The organism is Shewanella woodyi ATCC 51908 (genome assembly GCF_000019525.1).
Classification (GTDB): Bacteria; Pseudomonadota; Gammaproteobacteria; order Enterobacterales; family Shewanellaceae; genus Shewanella; species Shewanella woodyi.
Genome location: NC_010506.1, coordinates 4,397,625 through 4,413,056 on the forward strand (window position 1 = coordinate 4,397,625; position 15,432 = coordinate 4,413,056).

Annotated in this window: 15 protein-coding genes; 1 reads left to right on the top strand and 14 read right to left on the bottom strand. The window is 44.0% G+C overall.

From position 1 onward, the window contains the following. Nucleotides 1–146 precede the first annotated feature (146 nt). Nucleotides 147–1,607, top strand: coding sequence for an aminoacyl-histidine dipeptidase (locus tag SWOO_RS18535; RefSeq protein ID WP_041417794.1), 1,461 nt, complete (start codon nucleotides 147–149; stop codon nucleotides 1,605–1,607). Between the two features lie 70 nt (nucleotides 1,608–1,677). Here the strand turns inward: SWOO_RS18535 and dinB are convergent, their stop codons facing one another. The 14 genes from dinB to SWOO_RS18605 form a co-directional block, all read right to left on the bottom strand. Further along, nucleotides 1,678–2,760 (bottom strand): DNA polymerase IV, encoded by a 1,083-nt coding sequence (gene dinB, locus SWOO_RS18540; RefSeq protein ID WP_041418262.1) that lies wholly within the window; start codon nucleotides 2,758–2,760, stop codon nucleotides 1,678–1,680. Between the two features lie 155 nt (nucleotides 2,761–2,915). Next, on the bottom strand, nucleotides 2,916–4,916 hold the full coding sequence (locus tag SWOO_RS18545; protein ID WP_012326202.1) for a methyl-accepting chemotaxis protein: 2,001 nt from the start codon (nucleotides 4,914–4,916) through the stop codon (nucleotides 2,916–2,918). A 171-nt stretch (nucleotides 4,917–5,087) separates the two neighbouring features. Beyond that, on the bottom strand, nucleotides 5,088–5,276 hold the full coding sequence (locus SWOO_RS18550; RefSeq protein ID WP_012326203.1) for a hypothetical protein: 189 nt from the start codon (nucleotides 5,274–5,276) through the stop codon (nucleotides 5,088–5,090). 155 nt (nucleotides 5,277–5,431) lie between these two features. Further along, nucleotides 5,432–5,899: a bacterioferritin gene (gene bfr / locus SWOO_RS18555; protein ID WP_012326204.1), complete on the bottom strand. Its 468-nt coding sequence runs from the start codon at nucleotides 5,897–5,899 to the stop codon at nucleotides 5,432–5,434. A 9-nt stretch (nucleotides 5,900–5,908) separates the two neighbouring features. Further along, complete coding sequence (gene bfr, locus SWOO_RS18560; protein ID WP_012326205.1) at nucleotides 5,909–6,379, bottom strand: bacterioferritin; 471 nt, start codon at nucleotides 6,377–6,379, stop codon at nucleotides 5,909–5,911. A 373-nt stretch (nucleotides 6,380–6,752) separates the two neighbouring features. Further along, nucleotides 6,753–7,739 carry a GGDEF domain-containing protein gene (locus SWOO_RS25600; protein ID WP_012326206.1) on the bottom strand — a complete coding sequence of 329 codons (987 nt, stop codon included), beginning with the start codon at nucleotides 7,737–7,739 and terminating at the stop codon, nucleotides 6,753–6,755. A 241-nt stretch (nucleotides 7,740–7,980) separates the two neighbouring features. Then, nucleotides 7,981–8,205, bottom strand: coding sequence for a (Na+)-NQR maturation NqrM (gene nqrM, locus SWOO_RS18570; RefSeq protein ID WP_012326207.1), 225 nt, complete (start codon nucleotides 8,203–8,205; stop codon nucleotides 7,981–7,983). Between the two features lie 104 nt (nucleotides 8,206–8,309). Continuing rightward, nucleotides 8,310–9,326, bottom strand: coding sequence for an FAD:protein FMN transferase (locus tag SWOO_RS18575; protein WP_012326208.1), 1,017 nt, complete (start codon nucleotides 9,324–9,326; stop codon nucleotides 8,310–8,312). Nucleotides 9,327–9,457: 131 nt separating this feature from the next. Continuing rightward, on the bottom strand, nucleotides 9,458–10,705 hold the full coding sequence (gene nqrF, locus SWOO_RS18580) for an NADH:ubiquinone reductase (Na(+)-transporting) subunit F (RefSeq protein ID WP_012326209.1): 1,248 nt from the start codon (nucleotides 10,703–10,705) through the stop codon (nucleotides 9,458–9,460). Nucleotides 10,706–10,750: 45 nt separating this feature from the next. Further along, a complete protein-coding gene (gene nqrE / locus SWOO_RS18585; protein WP_012326210.1) occupies nucleotides 10,751–11,359 on the bottom strand; it encodes an NADH:ubiquinone reductase (Na(+)-transporting) subunit E in 609 nt (202 codons plus the stop codon). A gap of 5 nt (nucleotides 11,360–11,364) precedes the next feature. Further along, nucleotides 11,365–11,997 carry an NADH:ubiquinone reductase (Na(+)-transporting) subunit D gene (locus SWOO_RS18590; protein ID WP_012326211.1) on the bottom strand — a complete coding sequence of 211 codons (633 nt, stop codon included), beginning with the start codon at nucleotides 11,995–11,997 and terminating at the stop codon, nucleotides 11,365–11,367. Next, a complete protein-coding gene (locus tag SWOO_RS18595) occupies nucleotides 11,997–12,791 on the bottom strand; it encodes a Na(+)-translocating NADH-quinone reductase subunit C (protein ID WP_012326212.1) in 795 nt (264 codons plus the stop codon). The genes SWOO_RS18590 and SWOO_RS18595 overlap by 1 nt, the downstream gene beginning before the upstream one ends. Then, nucleotides 12,784–13,983, bottom strand: a complete 1,200-nt coding sequence (locus SWOO_RS18600) for an NADH:ubiquinone reductase (Na(+)-transporting) subunit B (protein WP_012326213.1) — start codon at nucleotides 13,981–13,983, stop codon at nucleotides 12,784–12,786. The genes SWOO_RS18595 and SWOO_RS18600 overlap by 8 nt, the downstream gene beginning before the upstream one ends. Further along, nucleotides 13,983–15,317 (bottom strand): Na(+)-translocating NADH-quinone reductase subunit A, encoded by a 1,335-nt coding sequence (locus tag SWOO_RS18605; RefSeq protein ID WP_041418264.1) that lies wholly within the window; start codon nucleotides 15,315–15,317, stop codon nucleotides 13,983–13,985. Before SWOO_RS18605 ends, SWOO_RS18600 begins: the two co-directional genes overlap by 1 nt. Between the last annotated feature and the right edge of the window lie 115 nt (nucleotides 15,318–15,432).

Here is a 15,432-nt window from a genome sequence, read left to right on the forward strand (position 1 = left end):
CAGCAAAGTCTGTGATAGACTATGCCCATTTCTAGCCTCGCACGCCCAATCAATCTCGCAATGCGGGTGTTATACCGAGCTCAAAGGTATCAATAGCGCAGAGATTAAGCTGTTTGGGTTTACACATTATAAAAGGGGAACTATCAGTGACTGCAATAAATCAATTACAACCTCAAGCCCTGTGGCAGTGGTTTGACCAAATCTGTGCCATTCCGCACCCGTCAAAGCATGAGCAAGCATTAAGTGCTCACATTCAAGCTTGGGCTAAAGATAAGCAGCTCGATATAGTTGAAGATAAGGTGGGGAATCTTATCATCAAGAAACCTGCCACACCTGGCATGGAAAACCGTAAAGTCGTTGCACTGCAAGCCCATATCGATATGGTGCCACAGAAGAATGCAGACAAAGAGCATGACTTTGAAAAAGACCCAATCATTCCTTTTGTGGACGGTGAGTGGGTTAAAGCAACGGGCACGACCTTAGGTGCCGATAACGGTATCGGCATGGCATCAGCTTTAGCCGTGTTAGGTTCTGATGATATTCCACACGGACCACTTGAAGTCTTACTTACCATAGATGAAGAAGCTGGCATGACTGGCGCCTTTGGTCTTGAAGCTGGCTACCTCGATGCTGAGATCTTAATCAACACAGATTCAGAGCAAGAGGGTGAGATCTACATGGGCTGCGCCGGTGGCGTTGATGCACAGATAAGTGTCCCTATGGTGTGGCAATCTCCTGAGCAATCTAACGCCACTTACACATTGACCCTATCAGGTTTAAAGGGCGGCCACTCAGGGGTGAATATTCACCTTGGACGTGGTAACGCCAATAAACTACTTGCTCGCTTCCTGTTTAACCATGCAGATGAGCTAGCACTTGAGCTGACCAATTTCAGCGGTGGCTCACTGCGCAACGCTATTCCACGAGAAGCCAGCGTCAGCTTTATGCTACCAGCAGAGAATGTCTCAAAACTTGAAGAGCTTACTCAGACATTTCAAGCATTAGTAAGAGAGGAGCTAGCCATTGCCGACCCTGGCATGCTGTTCGAACTAGCAGAAGTTCCAGCTGCTACACAAGTGATGAGCGAAGACGCTCAAAACACCCTCATCGACCTACTTAATGCTTGCCCTAATGGGGTGATCCGCATGAGTGATGAAGTTGAAGGCGTAACAGAAACATCCCTCAATGTTGGTGTGATCAGCACTGAAACTGAAAGTGTTGAAGTACTTTGCTTAATACGCTCTCTTATCGACTCAGGTCGTCAGGATGTAGAAACCGTTTTAACCTCACTAACGAACTTAGCAGGCGCCGAAATTGAGTTTAGTGGTGCTTACCCAGGTTGGAAGCCAGACAATAGCTCGCCAGTTATGGCCCTTGTGCGTGAAACCTACGACAGTATCTATAACAAAGAGCCTGTTATCATGGTCATCCATGCAGGGCTTGAGTGTGGTCTGTTCAAGAAGCCATATCCTGAGATGGACATGGTCTCTATCGGTCCAACTATTCGCTACCCTCACAGCCCAGATGAGAAGGTATTGATTGAAACCGTTGAGCAATATTACAAACTGCTGTTAGCGGTACTGGAACGTATTCCAGAGAAAGCATAAACAAGATGTCGAGTTCCTAGGTTCTAGGTTCTAGGTTCTAGGAATTCGACCTAGTACCTAGGGCCTTCTTTTAAAAACCTAAGTCCAGCTGCGACTCTCTCACTTGATTATCTTTGGCAGTGTTACTATCAGCCTGACAGGCCAAGCCTACTGACACACCTAACAAGCGTATCCCTCTCCCCTGCTGGCGTTCGAGTGATTGAGCGAGTAGTTCATAAAATAACTTCACCGACATCTCATCGGATCTATGTTCTATTGTGGTCTGTTTAAAGTCATTAAACTTAAGCTTAACCACCTGTTTATTAATACTTCTGCCTTTGGCACTGCGACTCATCCGAGCACCTAGCTCCTGAATCAACTGAGGCATAACGCCATGACACTGTTCAAGAGTGTAAATATCTTTAGCTAACGTTGTCTCAACGCCAACTGACTTTCGTTCTCTGTGGGGCGAGATAGCTCGCTCATCTATACCTTGCGCTCTTTCTATCAATATTTTGCCAAATTTTCCAAATCGTTCGATAAGCTCAGATTTTGGGTAAGCTTGTAACTCACCACAGGTTGTCAGTCCAATATCTTCAAGCTTCTTGCCGGTGACTTTGCCCACTCCAGGGATCTTAGTCAGGGGAAGTGTGGTTATAAATGAGGAGATCATATCCGGTGTGATCACGTATTGCCCGTTAGGCTTGTTTAAATCGGAAGCGACCTTAGCGAGAAACTTAACAGGCGCTATCCCCGCTGATGCCGTTAGCCCTGTCACCTCAAATATCTCTTGCCTTATCGCTTGGGCAATCAAGGTTGCCGAACCCTGACATTGCTTACATTCGGTGACATCTAGGTAAGCTTCATCGAGAGAAAGCGGCTCTATCAGATCGGTATAACGGGCAAAAATATCTCGAATTTGAGCGGATACCTCTTTATAAACAGACATACGACCCGGAACGAGAATAAGGTCGGGACACAGTTTTAATGCATAACCCGATGCCATTGCCGAGCGAACCCCAAAAGCACGAGCTTCATAGTTACAAGTACTTATCACACCGCGGCGATCACTCCTCCCTCCCACAGCTATAGGTTTGCCCCTCAGCTCAGGAAAGTCTCGCATCTCAACTGCTGCAAAATAGCAGTCCATATCAATATGGATGATTTTTCGCAAAATGTTTTTCAACACTCTTCTAAATAAATGACTCCCACACACTATACTGTATATAAAAACAGTGTCCAATAAAAATGAAACCTTAAGGGCTATTTTGCAAATAAAAATGCCAGTCATCACCTGACTGGCATTGAAACAACTAAGTGGATCTAATTTTAGATTTTAAACTGTTGAATACTCTTTGAGAGCGCTTTAGTCATCTCTTGAAACTCAATCAAACTTGCAGATAGGTCTTGGCTAGAGGTGAGAGAGTCATCAGATAAGCCTCTAACATTCTCAACATTACAGGCCACCTCTTCAGCCACTACAGCCTGTTGGCCAATCGCTGATGTTATCTCAACAGTTTGATGTTGGATCTCCACAATCGCATCGGTTATTCCACTTAGCGCCGTTTCAACTTGGGTCGTCAGCTCCTTGCCAAGGTTTGCTTGCTCAACTCCCTCCTCCATCACCTGCTCAGCCTGAAGCGCGCCCTGTTGAAGAGTCTGAATGATATCCTGAATGTTGGCTGTCGAGTCTTGTGTACGAGAGGCCAACGTTCTGACTTCATCTGCCACAACAGCAAATCCTCTTCCCTGCTCACCCGCTCGGGCAGCCTCAATAGCAGCATTAAGCGCTAATAGGTTAGTTTGCTCAGCAATGCCTCGGATCACACTCAACACCTCACCAATCTGCTCCGAGCTGGTACGCAGATGACGAACCACTTTAGCCGCTTCAATCACTTTCGCTGAAAGACACTGCATCCCATCATTTGCCTTAGTGACAATGGCCATACCATCTTGGGATTGACTCTGCGCCTTTTCAGAAAACTCACTGGCACGTTGAGCACTGTTTGCCATCTCCTGAGAGGTGTGGGCCAGCTCTGTGGCCGCCGTCGCAACTGAAGCTATCTCCTGCTTTTGTTGTGCGACCGATTGCAGCGTCTGCTCACAAACATTAACGGCGCCAGTGATCCCACTATCCACTCTCTGAGTCAGCTCACGGCTCTGCTCTAACATTAACTGTACTTTGGAGGCAAAACGATTAAACGCATCTCCTAATTTACCCAGCTCATCCTCCCGCTCCATATGGATCCGCTTTGAAAGGTCCCCCTCTCCCTCAGCGATATCCTCCATCGCCTCAAGTAAACGAGTAATTTGACGCCTGAAAGGAAGCAACATCATCCACACAGTAAAGCCGACCAGCAGCATACTGATAACGGCAAACCAGATAGCATTGATAACCGCATCGTTGACCGGCGCTTCAATCACCTCCACAGGTAACATAAAGGCTAGGTGCCACTTTTGCTGAGGATAATCACCACCGACACTGATATAACTCACCCTCTGCTCTACGCCCTTAAAGGTCACTTCAGCAACACCTTGATGATTAGCTTTCATCATACGACTTAACTCAGAAAACCCTTGAGTGTCATTAAAATAACTATCAACTTTTCCCGCTTCCGAGCCAGGCTGAAACTCTTGATTAAATCCAGGGAAATAGACCAGTTGGCCAGAGTTTGTGACTAAAAAGGCCTCACCTTTGTGTTGATATTTCATTGCAGCTAACAGCTCAGAACCTATGGTATCGATTAAGATATCCATGCCGCCTATGCCGATAAACTCTCCACTACGATTTCGAATCACAGATTTTACTGTGGCTGAGATTGAGCCATCATTTGCATCAACGGCAGGATCTGTCACATACATGCCATCTTTATCTATCCCCTCCTGCCACCAAGGACGCTTATTGGTAAAATAGTTCGCATCGTTATAACGACCGTTCAAGTCGAAATATTCATAGGTGTTGGCAGAGCCGAAGAAAACAGACTTGATATCACTATCGCTGTCTGAAAAATGCTTAAAATATTGGATAACTCGCTCATACTCTATGTCGCTGTTTATGTTGCTTAAGCGTTTATCATACTCAGTGAACCAATTCTGTACTTGAGGAGAGGCAAACACCGAGTCGATCACTTTCGCTTTCTCGATAAAATAGCTCTCCACCTCATTAGATTTAAACTGCACTAAGGAAGCGAGATCCCTATCAATTTGCGCTCGAGTTCGCTCACTCTCGCCTTTAACAAGAAAAACGGAGATCAGAGTAAGTAAGATGGCTAACGCACCGACAATTGAGAAGACGAGCTGAAGGCTCAGGGAAGTTTTTAGCTGCCGCATAAGAGAAAACCTTAATGTTATTATTTTTTTAAGGTATTAATCTATCAGAACTAAAATTAGAGTGAAGAGCTAACTAACTGTTTATAGTGAAAAGTGTTTTTAATTTTTTGCGTAAGATGGCTGCACTCAGTCACTGACCATTTAGCGCTAGCAAGTTAGACACGAGCTCACTTAAAACTGAGCGTATATCATCTTAAGTTCATCTTCGGTTAACAACAGCTGCTCACTTCTAGCTAAGACTAAAGACTGTTTTTTTGCTTTCATTAGTTCAGCTTCTAATGACTTTACCTGTTGTTGCAGTATTAGATTCTGCTCTCTAAGACCAACAGGGATGAAGGCTATCGATTTACGTTTATTCATATCTCGTCCTCAACAGATATTATTAAGGATATTAGGTGGTGACTGAACTCAAGCTGTATGGCTCCCCCAATGTTCTCTATTTATGTGAGCTACACATATAAAAAAGGCTTAGCATAGTGCTAAGCCTTCCTATTTCGCCCAAAAGAGCTAAACCATTACATTTTAGATTGCAGGTAGTTTTGCAAGCCAATTTTGTCGATTAAACCTAGCTGCTTCTCCAGCCAATACATGTGATCAGACTCTGTCTCATCAAGCAATACCTCTAAAATCTCACGAGTCTGGAAATCTTTCTTCTCCTCACACAGAGCTATCGCATCGCGAAGGTTATCAGCAACTTGGTACTCATAGTTGAGATCATTTTGCAGCATCTCTTGGGTATTCTTACCAATGTGAAGCGCTTCACGGCTCGCCACATCAGGCGTACCTTCGAGGAAAAGAATACGCTGAACCAGTTTACCAGCATGCTCTCTCTCATCATCTGATTCATGGGAGATCCGCTCATGCAGCTCATTTAATCCCCAATCTTCATACATCAAACCATGGACAAAGTACTGATCCATTGCCGACAATTCACCGGCCAATAGCTTATTGAGTGTATCGATAACTTCTTGATTACCTTTCATACTCGCCTCTTATTTGTCCATTTTTGATTGTAAGTAGTTTTGAATTCCAGTCAGTCCTATCAACTCCTGCTGAGCCTCAAGCCAATCTAAGTGCTCCTCTTCATCCTCAAGAATATCTTCAAGAATATCGCGGCTCACATAGTCACGCTCTGATTCGCAGATCTCAATGGCTTCACGCATTAAAACTAACTGCTCCTCAAGCATCTCTTTATCGCAGGCTAACATCTCTTCGCTCTGCTCACCGATCCGCAGCTTCTGCAGCATCTGTAAATTTGGAAGTCCCTCAAGAAATAGTACTCGTTCAATCAACTTATCTGCATGCTTCATGTCCTGAATGGACTTCTTATATGCCGCTTTATCGAGTGCATCGAGTCCCCAGTTTTTAAACATTCTGGCATGGAGGAAGTACTGGTTTATTGCAGTCAATTCAAAGGTAAGTACCTTATTGAGTTGGCTAAGTACTTTAGGTTGCCCTTTCATCTGATAGTCTCCCAAAATAAACACTGGCTAAGTAGTAGATAAGCAGTCATGGAAGCCGTTAGTGACAAAACTTGATCTACATCAATAAACAGAGACTAATACATATCAACACAAAAGACAAATACCCTTATATTTCATATACTTGATAACATTAAGCATTATCATTTAGATTTAGGTTACCAAACCTGTTTTAAATAGAAGCGACTAAAATATATCCACTTTTACGATATCGAGTAGGCAGGCTATTTTATGAAAAGTGATTTAAGAACTTAAAAAGAGATAATTAGCGAAGGGAGAATAGATGTTAAATGACGAGCATAAAAGCAAAACTGGATCAGCAACGGGTTGTCCATCAATCTTATGCTTATGCTCATTAAAAGAGTTCGATATCATCCTCTATTTTAAGTGGGATGATAGAGCCATCTGCAACAAGATCTTCATAGAGCCCAACTCGGTCCCTACCCGTTTCTTTTATGTAATAAAGGGCTTTGTCAGCCTTAACTAAAAGCTCGCTTGGCTCCTCAATGCTATTAATTTCGATAATTCCCATAGAGATAGTAACTTTAACTTCACGCCCATGATGAATGGAGAGCTTATGAGAGAAGGACTCGCACAGGTGGAGCATCTCTGCTTTCTCACGTTTAGATAAAATGACCACAAACTCATCTCCTCCAAACCTGAAAAGACTATCGAGTTCATTAAAAGTGGCTTTCATCACCTTCACAAGATCAATCAAGATCTCGTCCCCATATAGATGTCCAAAGGTATCATTGATCACTTTAAACTTGTCGATATCAAAGATACACAGCCAATATCGCTTAGCACTCAGATCACAGCTCGCAGGATCGAGTGCACAATCTATCGCTTCCTGTTTAATTAACTTTGCCACTTTCGTCAAACGAGGCAGAAATGCCTTTCTGTTTAACAAGCCAGTCAAGGGGTCTGTTTCACTCTCAATAACGATAGAGAGGAAGTTCTCATAAACTTTAGAGAAACCTTTAAGCATCTGTGAGTCTTGCTCCGAGAGCTGATCACTCGTCACCCATAAGATCATCACCACTATATCTTTTAGCAAGATTGGGATAGCGATTTGCTCGAACACTTGGGTAGAGAGCCTAACGGTAGAGCGACTTCTTAAACACTCCAGTAATGCCCCGTAAGAGACTTGAAAGCCCTGTTTAGTAAGATTTTCAACCGCATCTTCAAGCTCAAGATCATTATCGATTTTAAAGATTTCAACTTGTTCAGCATTGACCATCTGCCTAACAGTTGACACTAAACTTTCTGCCAACGAATCAAGTTGACGTTGCCCTGTCATTTGTACGACTGATTCTAATACAGCTTCCGGCTCATTAGGCATAATAGGTACTTTATTGAGTTAATTTAATTTATTGATAATTAATAGCGAAAATAGCGCTTAAGATCTTTAGTATAGTTGACAGTTAAAGAGGGAAAAGAAACTGACATGAAAAAATACAAATCAGCAGACACAAACACCTCCTCTAACCCATCCATGGGATACGGCATAAGTGTTCCGGACACAAAAAAGGGCATGACATCTGTCATACCCTATTTATCTTTACTTCACATATCTCTTAAATTTAGATGATGCGATTCTTTTCCAGCTTTTCACGCCTAGCTTCTTCCGCAGCCATCTTAGCTTTACGGTTATCACAGGGATCATCACAATCACAAGCTTTCTCGATGCCAAGTGCACCTAAACCACCACAGCTACCAGCAACCGCAGTCCGCTTTACAAGATAGCCGATCGACATTAAAAGAAAAAACAGCAGTAACACTACAAATGCCGCTATAAATGTACTCATTATGCACTCCAACAATAGCGTGAATAGAGATTATACCATCAAATCACTCAGCAGTACGCTAACAGACGCACACAGTCCCCTGTTAGCCCTAAGAGTACTCTCAGCTATTCACCCACAAAAGGTTTAAACCCATCGCTATAGAAAATTTTAAAGCCGTTATCTTGCTTCTCAATCAACATAATGGCTAAGTTTTGCTGCTTAGCTAATTCAAGAGATTTTTCTGTACCAAGAACCATCATAGCAGTCGCGTAGCCATCTGCGACCATCGACTGCTTATGAAGCACAGTTACCGAGGCCAATCTATGATCGATAGGATAACCGGTACGAGGATCAATTAAATGTGAAAACTGATGCCCATCTTCCTCGTAATAGTTACGGTAATCACCCGAAGTTGCAATTGCCATGTCTCCAGGGGCTATGACTTGCTGAATCTCACGATCATCCATATCGGGGCGTTCTATCGCAACACGCCAAGGTGAACCATCTATTTTATGACCAAAAACGCTAAGTTCGCCGCCAACCTCAACCAAATAACCTGATACATGGTACTTGTCCAAAATTGCAGCAACAATATCGACACCAAAGCCTTTTGCAATGGACGACAAGTCGACATAAAGATCGCTCTTAGTCTTACTTAACTTATTACCATCGACACTTAGGTATTGAATACCTGTTCTTGCTTTAGCCTCGTCTATCATCTCGCTTGTTGGGATCTGAGTTGGACGTTTATCAGGACCAAAGCCCCATAGGTTCACCAATGGGCCTAAGGTGATATCCAATGCACCATCAGTCACTTCAAAGAGGTGAATCGCCTCTTTAATCACAGTTGCGGTATCGGCAGATACAGTAACTGTCTCTTCAAAGTCCGATGAATTAAAACGAGAAAGCTCTGAGTTCGGGCGATATGTAGACATCTGATCGTTGACTTTTTCAAGTGCTAGATCAATCTCTGCTTGAAGTAAATTGGGCTCTGGCAGCTGCGCATTAGGCACGACTTTAATGTGGTAAGTCGTTCCCATGGTATTACCCGAGAGGGAGATAATTTCAACCGGTTTAGAACAAGCTGAAATAAAAAAGGCTAGCCCAATAAAAGCTAACCATTTTACAGCGGTCTTTTGCATTGACCTGAATCCTTATCACTATAACACTGATGATATATTCTAATTTAATGAAAGAGAGCGAGGCAACTGCCTCACTCTCTGTTTCAAACTCGAATAACAACTATCTCAAGATTAAAGCGTTTTAGATGTGATTAGCCACCGAAGTCATCAAGTAAGATGTTTTCATCTTCGACACCAAGATCTTTCAACATACCGATAACGGCAGCGTTCATCATTGGAGGGCCACACATGTAGTATTCACAATCTTCTGGTGCTTCGTGGTCACGCAGGTAGCTCTCATAAAGTACATTATGAATGAAACCTGTTTTACCTTCCCAGTTATCCTCAGGCTGAGGATCTGAAAGTGCAACATGCCAATCAAAGTTTTCATTATCAGCCGCTAGGCCGTCGAAATCTTCAACATAGAACATCTCACGCTTAGAACGTGCACCGTACCAGAAGCTCATCTTACGATCTGTCTTAAGGCGCTTAAGCTGATCGAAGATGTGAGAACGCATAGGTGCCATACCAGCACCACCACCGACAAATACCATCTCGTTTTCAGTGTCTTTCGCGAAGAACTCACCAAATGGACCAGAGATAGTGACCTTATCACCCGCATTAAGGCTGAAGATGTATGAAGACATCTTACCGCAAGGCAAAGTGAGATCACGTGGCGGTGGCGAAGCGATACGCACGTTCAACATGATGATACCTTCCTCTTCAGGATAGTTCGCCATTGAATATGCACGGATGGTTTCGTCATCAACCTTAGACTCAAGCTTGAAGAAACCAAAATGGTCCCAATCACCACGGTACTCTGCAGGAATATCATAATCTGCATATTTTACGTGATGCGCAGGCGCTTCAATCTGAATATAACCGCCAGCACGGAAAGGAACAGAATCACCGTCAGGGATCTGTAGCTTAAGCTCTTTAATGAAGGTGGCCTTGTTATCATTAGAGATAACAGTACATTCCCACTTCTTCACACCGAAGATCTCCTCTTCGAGCTCAATCTCCATATCAGTCTTCACGTTTACCTGACAAGATAAACGACAACCCTCACGAGCCTCACCTTTACTGATATGACCTAGCTCTGTTGGCAGAATATCACCGCCACCAGACTTTACATTGACCTTACACTGGCCACAGGTACCGCCACCACCACAAGCACTGGAGACGAAAATACCGCTTTCAGCGAGAGCACCAAGTAGCTTACCACCGGCAGGCAATTTAATACCTTTATCAGGATCGTCGTTGATCCCAATTGTAATGTCACCGCTATTTACGAGCTTAGATTTGGCGAACAAAATCACCAATACCAAGCCCAAGACTATTGCAGTAAACATACTCACACCAAGGTAAACCTCAAGTGGAGTAGATTTAAGAATATCCATCAACTTATCCTTATAAGTCCGAAACAGGAACCCAGAGGGCCCCGCTTATAGGGACACACCAGAAAACGACATGAATCCAAGCGCCATCAAACCAGCAGTCACAAAGGTAATACCTAAGCCACGTAGTCCATCAGGCACATCAGCATATTTCAGCTTTTCACGGATACCAGCTAACAAGACAATAGCTAACGCAAAGCCAAGTCCTGAACCGACACCAAATACCATACTCTCAGCTAGGTTATAATCACGCTCAACCATGAAAGATACCGCACCAAAGATGGCACAGTTAACGGTAATTAGTGGAAGGAAGATCCCCAGAGCGTTGTACAGTGGTGGAAAGAACTTATCCAATACCATCTCAAGGATCTGTACCAGAGCGGCAATCACACCAATAAAGGTAATGAACTTCAAAAAGCTCAAGTCAGCTTCTGGCGCACCAGCCCAAGCCAACGCACCAGGAGCAAGAAGTCCCTGATAGATGATCTGGTTAACTGGCACAGAGATAGTCAATACAACAACAACTGCAATACCCAGTCCCATCGCCGTGGTCACTTTCTTTGAAACCGCTAGGAATGTACACATACCTAGGAAGAAAGAAAGTGCCATGTTCTCGATGAAAATAGAGCGAATTAGCAAACTAATATAATGTTCCATCACGCTTACCCTTTTGCTTCTACTTGCTCTGGCTTAACAGTACGAATGATCCAGATCAGAGTACCAATTAAGAAGAACGCACTTGGAGGAAGCAACAACAGACCATTTGGCTGATACCAACCACCGTCTGAAATCTTGCTTAAGATCTCAACACCAAATAACGAACCATTACCAAAAAGTTCACGGACAAAACCAACTGACAGAAGAATAGCACCGTAGCCTAGGCCGTTACCGATACCATCCATAAAACTCATCATTGGCGGCGTTTTCATCGCATACGCTTCAGCTCGACCCATTACAATACAGTTAGTAATAATCAAACCAACGAATACTGAAAGCTGCTTAGCAACATCATAAGCATAAGCTTGCAGTACCTGATCAACCACGATAACAAGCGATGCGATAATCGTCATCTGCACGATAATACGTACACTGCTTGGAATATGGTTACGTAGCATAGAGATGAACAGGTTTGAGCAAGCACAAACGGCAGTCAGTGCGATAGTCATCACCAATGCGGTTTCCATCTTACTGGTCACAGCCAGTGCACTACATACACCTAATACCTGCAAGGCGATCGGGTTATTGCTTACAATAGGACCCGATAAAACCTGCTTAAGTTCTTTAGCGTTAGCCATTAGCTCAGTCCTCCGTTACGAACTTTCTCGATAAAGTGAGCAAAGCCCTCATCACCTAACCAAAATTCAAGTGAGTTTTGAACACCATTACCAGTCAAAGTTGCACCTGACAGCGCATCAACACCGTATTCAGATGCTGCAACCACTGGGTTCTTAGTGACGCTAATCGCTAAGTTACCTTGAGGGTCATAGAGTTTCTTACCGTGCCACTTAGCCATCCACTGAGGATTTTGAACTTCACCACCAAGACCAGGAGTTTCACCGGCACCAGTAAATGAGTAATACACTAAGCTCTGAATCGTGTTCAGATCAGGCTCAATGGCTAAGAAAGCATACATGGTTGACCAAAGACCGTAGCCCTTGATAGGTAAGATAAGTGTCTTAGGCTTACCTTGATCATCATTAACCACATAAACCACAGCTGTGTTTGCCACTCGCTTCACCGATGCAATATCGTTTTGAGGCTTAAATGAGTTAGCAACATCACGGGCAGCTTTATCGGCATCAAATGAATCAGCATCACCTTCAACCCAGTTACCGGTTTTTAGGTCTACAAGTCTAGCTACAACATACTTGTTGTAAGTCTCAAGTACCTCGGCTTTCCCCATAGACGCTTCTTTAGGGTTAGTCAGACCTGCCGCTTCCAGAATGTATTTCTGCTTATCTAGCAGCTTGTTCTCTATCTGAGTTGGACGAAGTAATACCGCTGCAGTAGATACGAATACTGAACAGATAAAACATAAGCCAACAACGACAAAGAGGGTTCTTCCGAACGAATCTTTATTACTAGCCACGTGCAATCCTCCGCTTAATATTTGCCTGAACTACAAAATGGTCAAATAGTGGAGCAAACAGGTTGGCAAACAAGATGGCCAACATCATACCTTCAGGGAACGCTGGGTTAATGACACGAATAAATACTGCCATAGCACCAATCAAGATCCCGTAACCCCATTTAGCCGAGTTCGTGAACGAAGCCGAAACTGGGTCAGTTGCCATAAACATCATACCGAAAGCAAAACCACCTAATACAAGGTGCCAGTACCAAGGCATAGCAAACATAGGATTAGTGTCGCTACCGATAAAGTTAAGTAGATAAGAAACCGCAATCATACCCACCATCACACCGGCAACAATGCGCCAAGATGCAATACGTGCATAAACGATAACCGCACCACCAATCAAGATAGCTAACGTAGAAACTTCACCAACAGAGCCTGGAATGAAACCTAGGAATGCATCCCACCAGTCTTGGCTAAAGCCATATTCCAGTGTGCCTTGAGCCGCTTGACTCAGTGCTGTTGCACCTGAGTAACCATCGGCTGCGACCCAAGTGGTGTCGCCAGACATGCTTAACGGGTAAGCGAAGAATAGGAAAGCACGACCAGCCAGTGCAGGGTTTAGGAAGTTACGTCCTGTACCACCGAAGATCTCTTTCGCCACAACCACACCAAAGGTAATACCTAGTGCGACCATCCACAAAGGAATCGTTGCAGGCAGCGTTAATGCAAAAAGCACTGAGGTAACGAAGAAACCTTCGTTAACTTCATGGCCACGCACTGCAGCAAATAAGACTTCCCAAATACCACCGACGGCGAATGTCACCGCATAGATAGGCAGGAAGAAACAGGCGCCATACCAGAGCAAGGCTGCGATACCTGAGTTTGCTGTAAGCTCAGTACCAAACATGCCAAACAGGCTAACCTGCCATACATCTGGAGTTGCAAAACCTGCAGCAAGCGCATCTTGAGCCTGCAAACCTACGTTGTACATACCAACAAACATAGCTGGGAAAGTACATGCCCACACCATGATCATCATACGTTTCAGGTCTAAATTATCACGAACATGGGTACTACCCTTGTTCACATGACCTGGGGTATAGAAAACCGTATAAGCAGCTTCGAAAATAGCGTAAAACTTTTCGTATTTACCGCCCTTTTCAAACTGAGGTTCAATACCTTTAAAAAAATCGTTCAAGCTCATTAGCCTTCCCTCACGATCGTATCTAAACAGTCACGCAGATAAGTAGCATAGTCATACTTACCAGGACATACGAAAGTACACAGCGCCAAATCTTCTTCATCCAACTCAAGTGCACCTAATGAAGCGGCACCATCAAAATCACCAGAGACGAGATCTCTAAGCAACATAGTTGGAAGAATATCCAATGGCATAACGCGCTCATAGTTACCAATAGGCACCATAGCTCTGTCTGAACCACCAGTGCTTGTCGTCATCTTAAACAGACGAGAAGGTGACAAGTGACCTAAGAAAGCGCGAGTAATAGAGTATTTTTCGGCGCCAGGCATAGCCCAACCGATAAACTCCTGCTCTCTGCCCTCTTCTAGAAGCGACACTTGCTGATGGAAACGACCAAGATAAGCATGAGGCCCAACGGCAGTACGACCACTCAGCACTGAACCAGATACCACACGCACTTCACCATCAGCAATTTCACCAGCTGTTAATTCAGCCGTTGAAGCACCAACTTGAGTACGAATTAATCTTGGCTTTAACGCTTTAGGGCCAACCACTGCAACAACACGCTCAGAGTTAAGCTCACCGGTAGTAAAGAGTTGACCTATGGCAATCACATCTTGATAACCCACATGCCAAACAGTTCTGTTTGCAGATGCAGATAATAGGAAGTGAATGTGAGTGCCAGGCAGACCTGCTGGATGTCCACCAGCAAACTCTTCTACTTGTGCATTGGCTGCTGGAATATCAGCACCAGGCGCTTTACATAGATAAACCTTACCTTCAGTCAATCTTGCAAGAACCTTAAGTCCGTTAGCAAAATCATCTTTATGCTCACCGATAACCACTTCAGGGTTAGCAGCAAGAGGCTGAGTATCTATGGCAGTAACGAAGATACCGGCTGCGGTAGAATCTACGGCAGGGGCTTTACTGAAAGGACGAGTACGCATGGCAGTCCATAACCCTGATTCAATCAGGTTGTCACGAACAAGTTGCGCGTCCAATGTATCTAACTGGGCAGTATCATATTTAGCAAAAGAGACACACTCATTCCCTTCAGCTTCAATGACGACTGACTGGAGAACACGCTGTGCTCCCCGGTTAATTTCAACTACTGTACCACTGGCTGAAGCCGTATACTTAACACCAAGGTTCTTCTTATCTTCGAAGATAATCTGACCTTTTTTAACTTTATCACCCACTTTAATCTTCATTGTGGGACGTAAGCCAATATACTCTTCACCCAAAGTAGCTACACGTTTAATGGCTGGGCCATTATGTATGACTTGCTCTGGCCCGCCAGCTAAGGGCAGGTCCAATCCTTTCTTTATTGTAATCATATCCACAAGCACTACGTTATGAAGGAAAGATAATGCGCCGCGTTCCTGTAATAAATGACAGGGAAAATACCAAGCCCATCTCATTGAGCTAGCGCAGATTTATCACAGATTTGCG

What these genes read in the sequence shown, in the direction of transcription:
- nqrF (WP_012326209.1), bottom strand. Translation starts at nt 10,705, where the DNA reads ATGGATATTCTTAAATCTACTCCACTTGAGGTTTACCTTGGTGTGAGT.
- bfr (WP_012326205.1), bottom strand. Translation starts at nt 6,379, where the DNA reads ATGAAAGGGCAACCTAAAGTACTTAGCCAACTCAATAAGGTACTTACC.
- nqrM (WP_012326207.1), bottom strand. Translation starts at nt 8,205, where the DNA reads ATGAGTACATTTATAGCGGCATTTGTAGTGTTACTGCTGTTTTTTCTT.
- SWOO_RS18590 (WP_012326211.1), bottom strand. Translation starts at nt 11,997, where the DNA reads ATGGCTAACGCTAAAGAACTTAAGCAGGTTTTATCGGGTCCTATTGTA.
- SWOO_RS18600 (WP_012326213.1), bottom strand. Translation starts at nt 13,983, where the DNA reads ATGAGCTTGAACGATTTTTTTAAAGGTATTGAACCTCAGTTTGAAAAG.
- nqrE (WP_012326210.1), bottom strand. Translation starts at nt 11,359, where the DNA reads ATGGAACATTATATTAGTTTGCTAATTCGCTCTATTTTCATCGAGAAC.
- SWOO_RS18550 (WP_012326203.1), bottom strand. Translation starts at nt 5,276, where the DNA reads ATGAATAAACGTAAATCGATAGCCTTCATCCCTGTTGGTCTTAGAGAG.
- SWOO_RS25600 (WP_012326206.1), bottom strand. Translation starts at nt 7,739, where the DNA reads ATGCCTAATGAGCCGGAAGCTGTATTAGAATCAGTCGTACAAATGACA.
- SWOO_RS18545 (WP_012326202.1), bottom strand. Translation starts at nt 4,916, where the DNA reads ATGCGGCAGCTAAAAACTTCCCTGAGCCTTCAGCTCGTCTTCTCAATT.
- SWOO_RS18605 (WP_041418264.1), bottom strand. Translation starts at nt 15,317, where the DNA reads ATGATTACAATAAAGAAAGGATTGGACCTGCCCTTAGCTGGCGGGCCA.
- bfr (WP_012326204.1), bottom strand. Translation starts at nt 5,899, where the DNA reads ATGAAAGGTAATCAAGAAGTTATCGATACACTCAATAAGCTATTGGCC.
- SWOO_RS18575 (WP_012326208.1), bottom strand. Translation starts at nt 9,326, where the DNA reads ATGCAAAAGACCGCTGTAAAATGGTTAGCTTTTATTGGGCTAGCCTTT.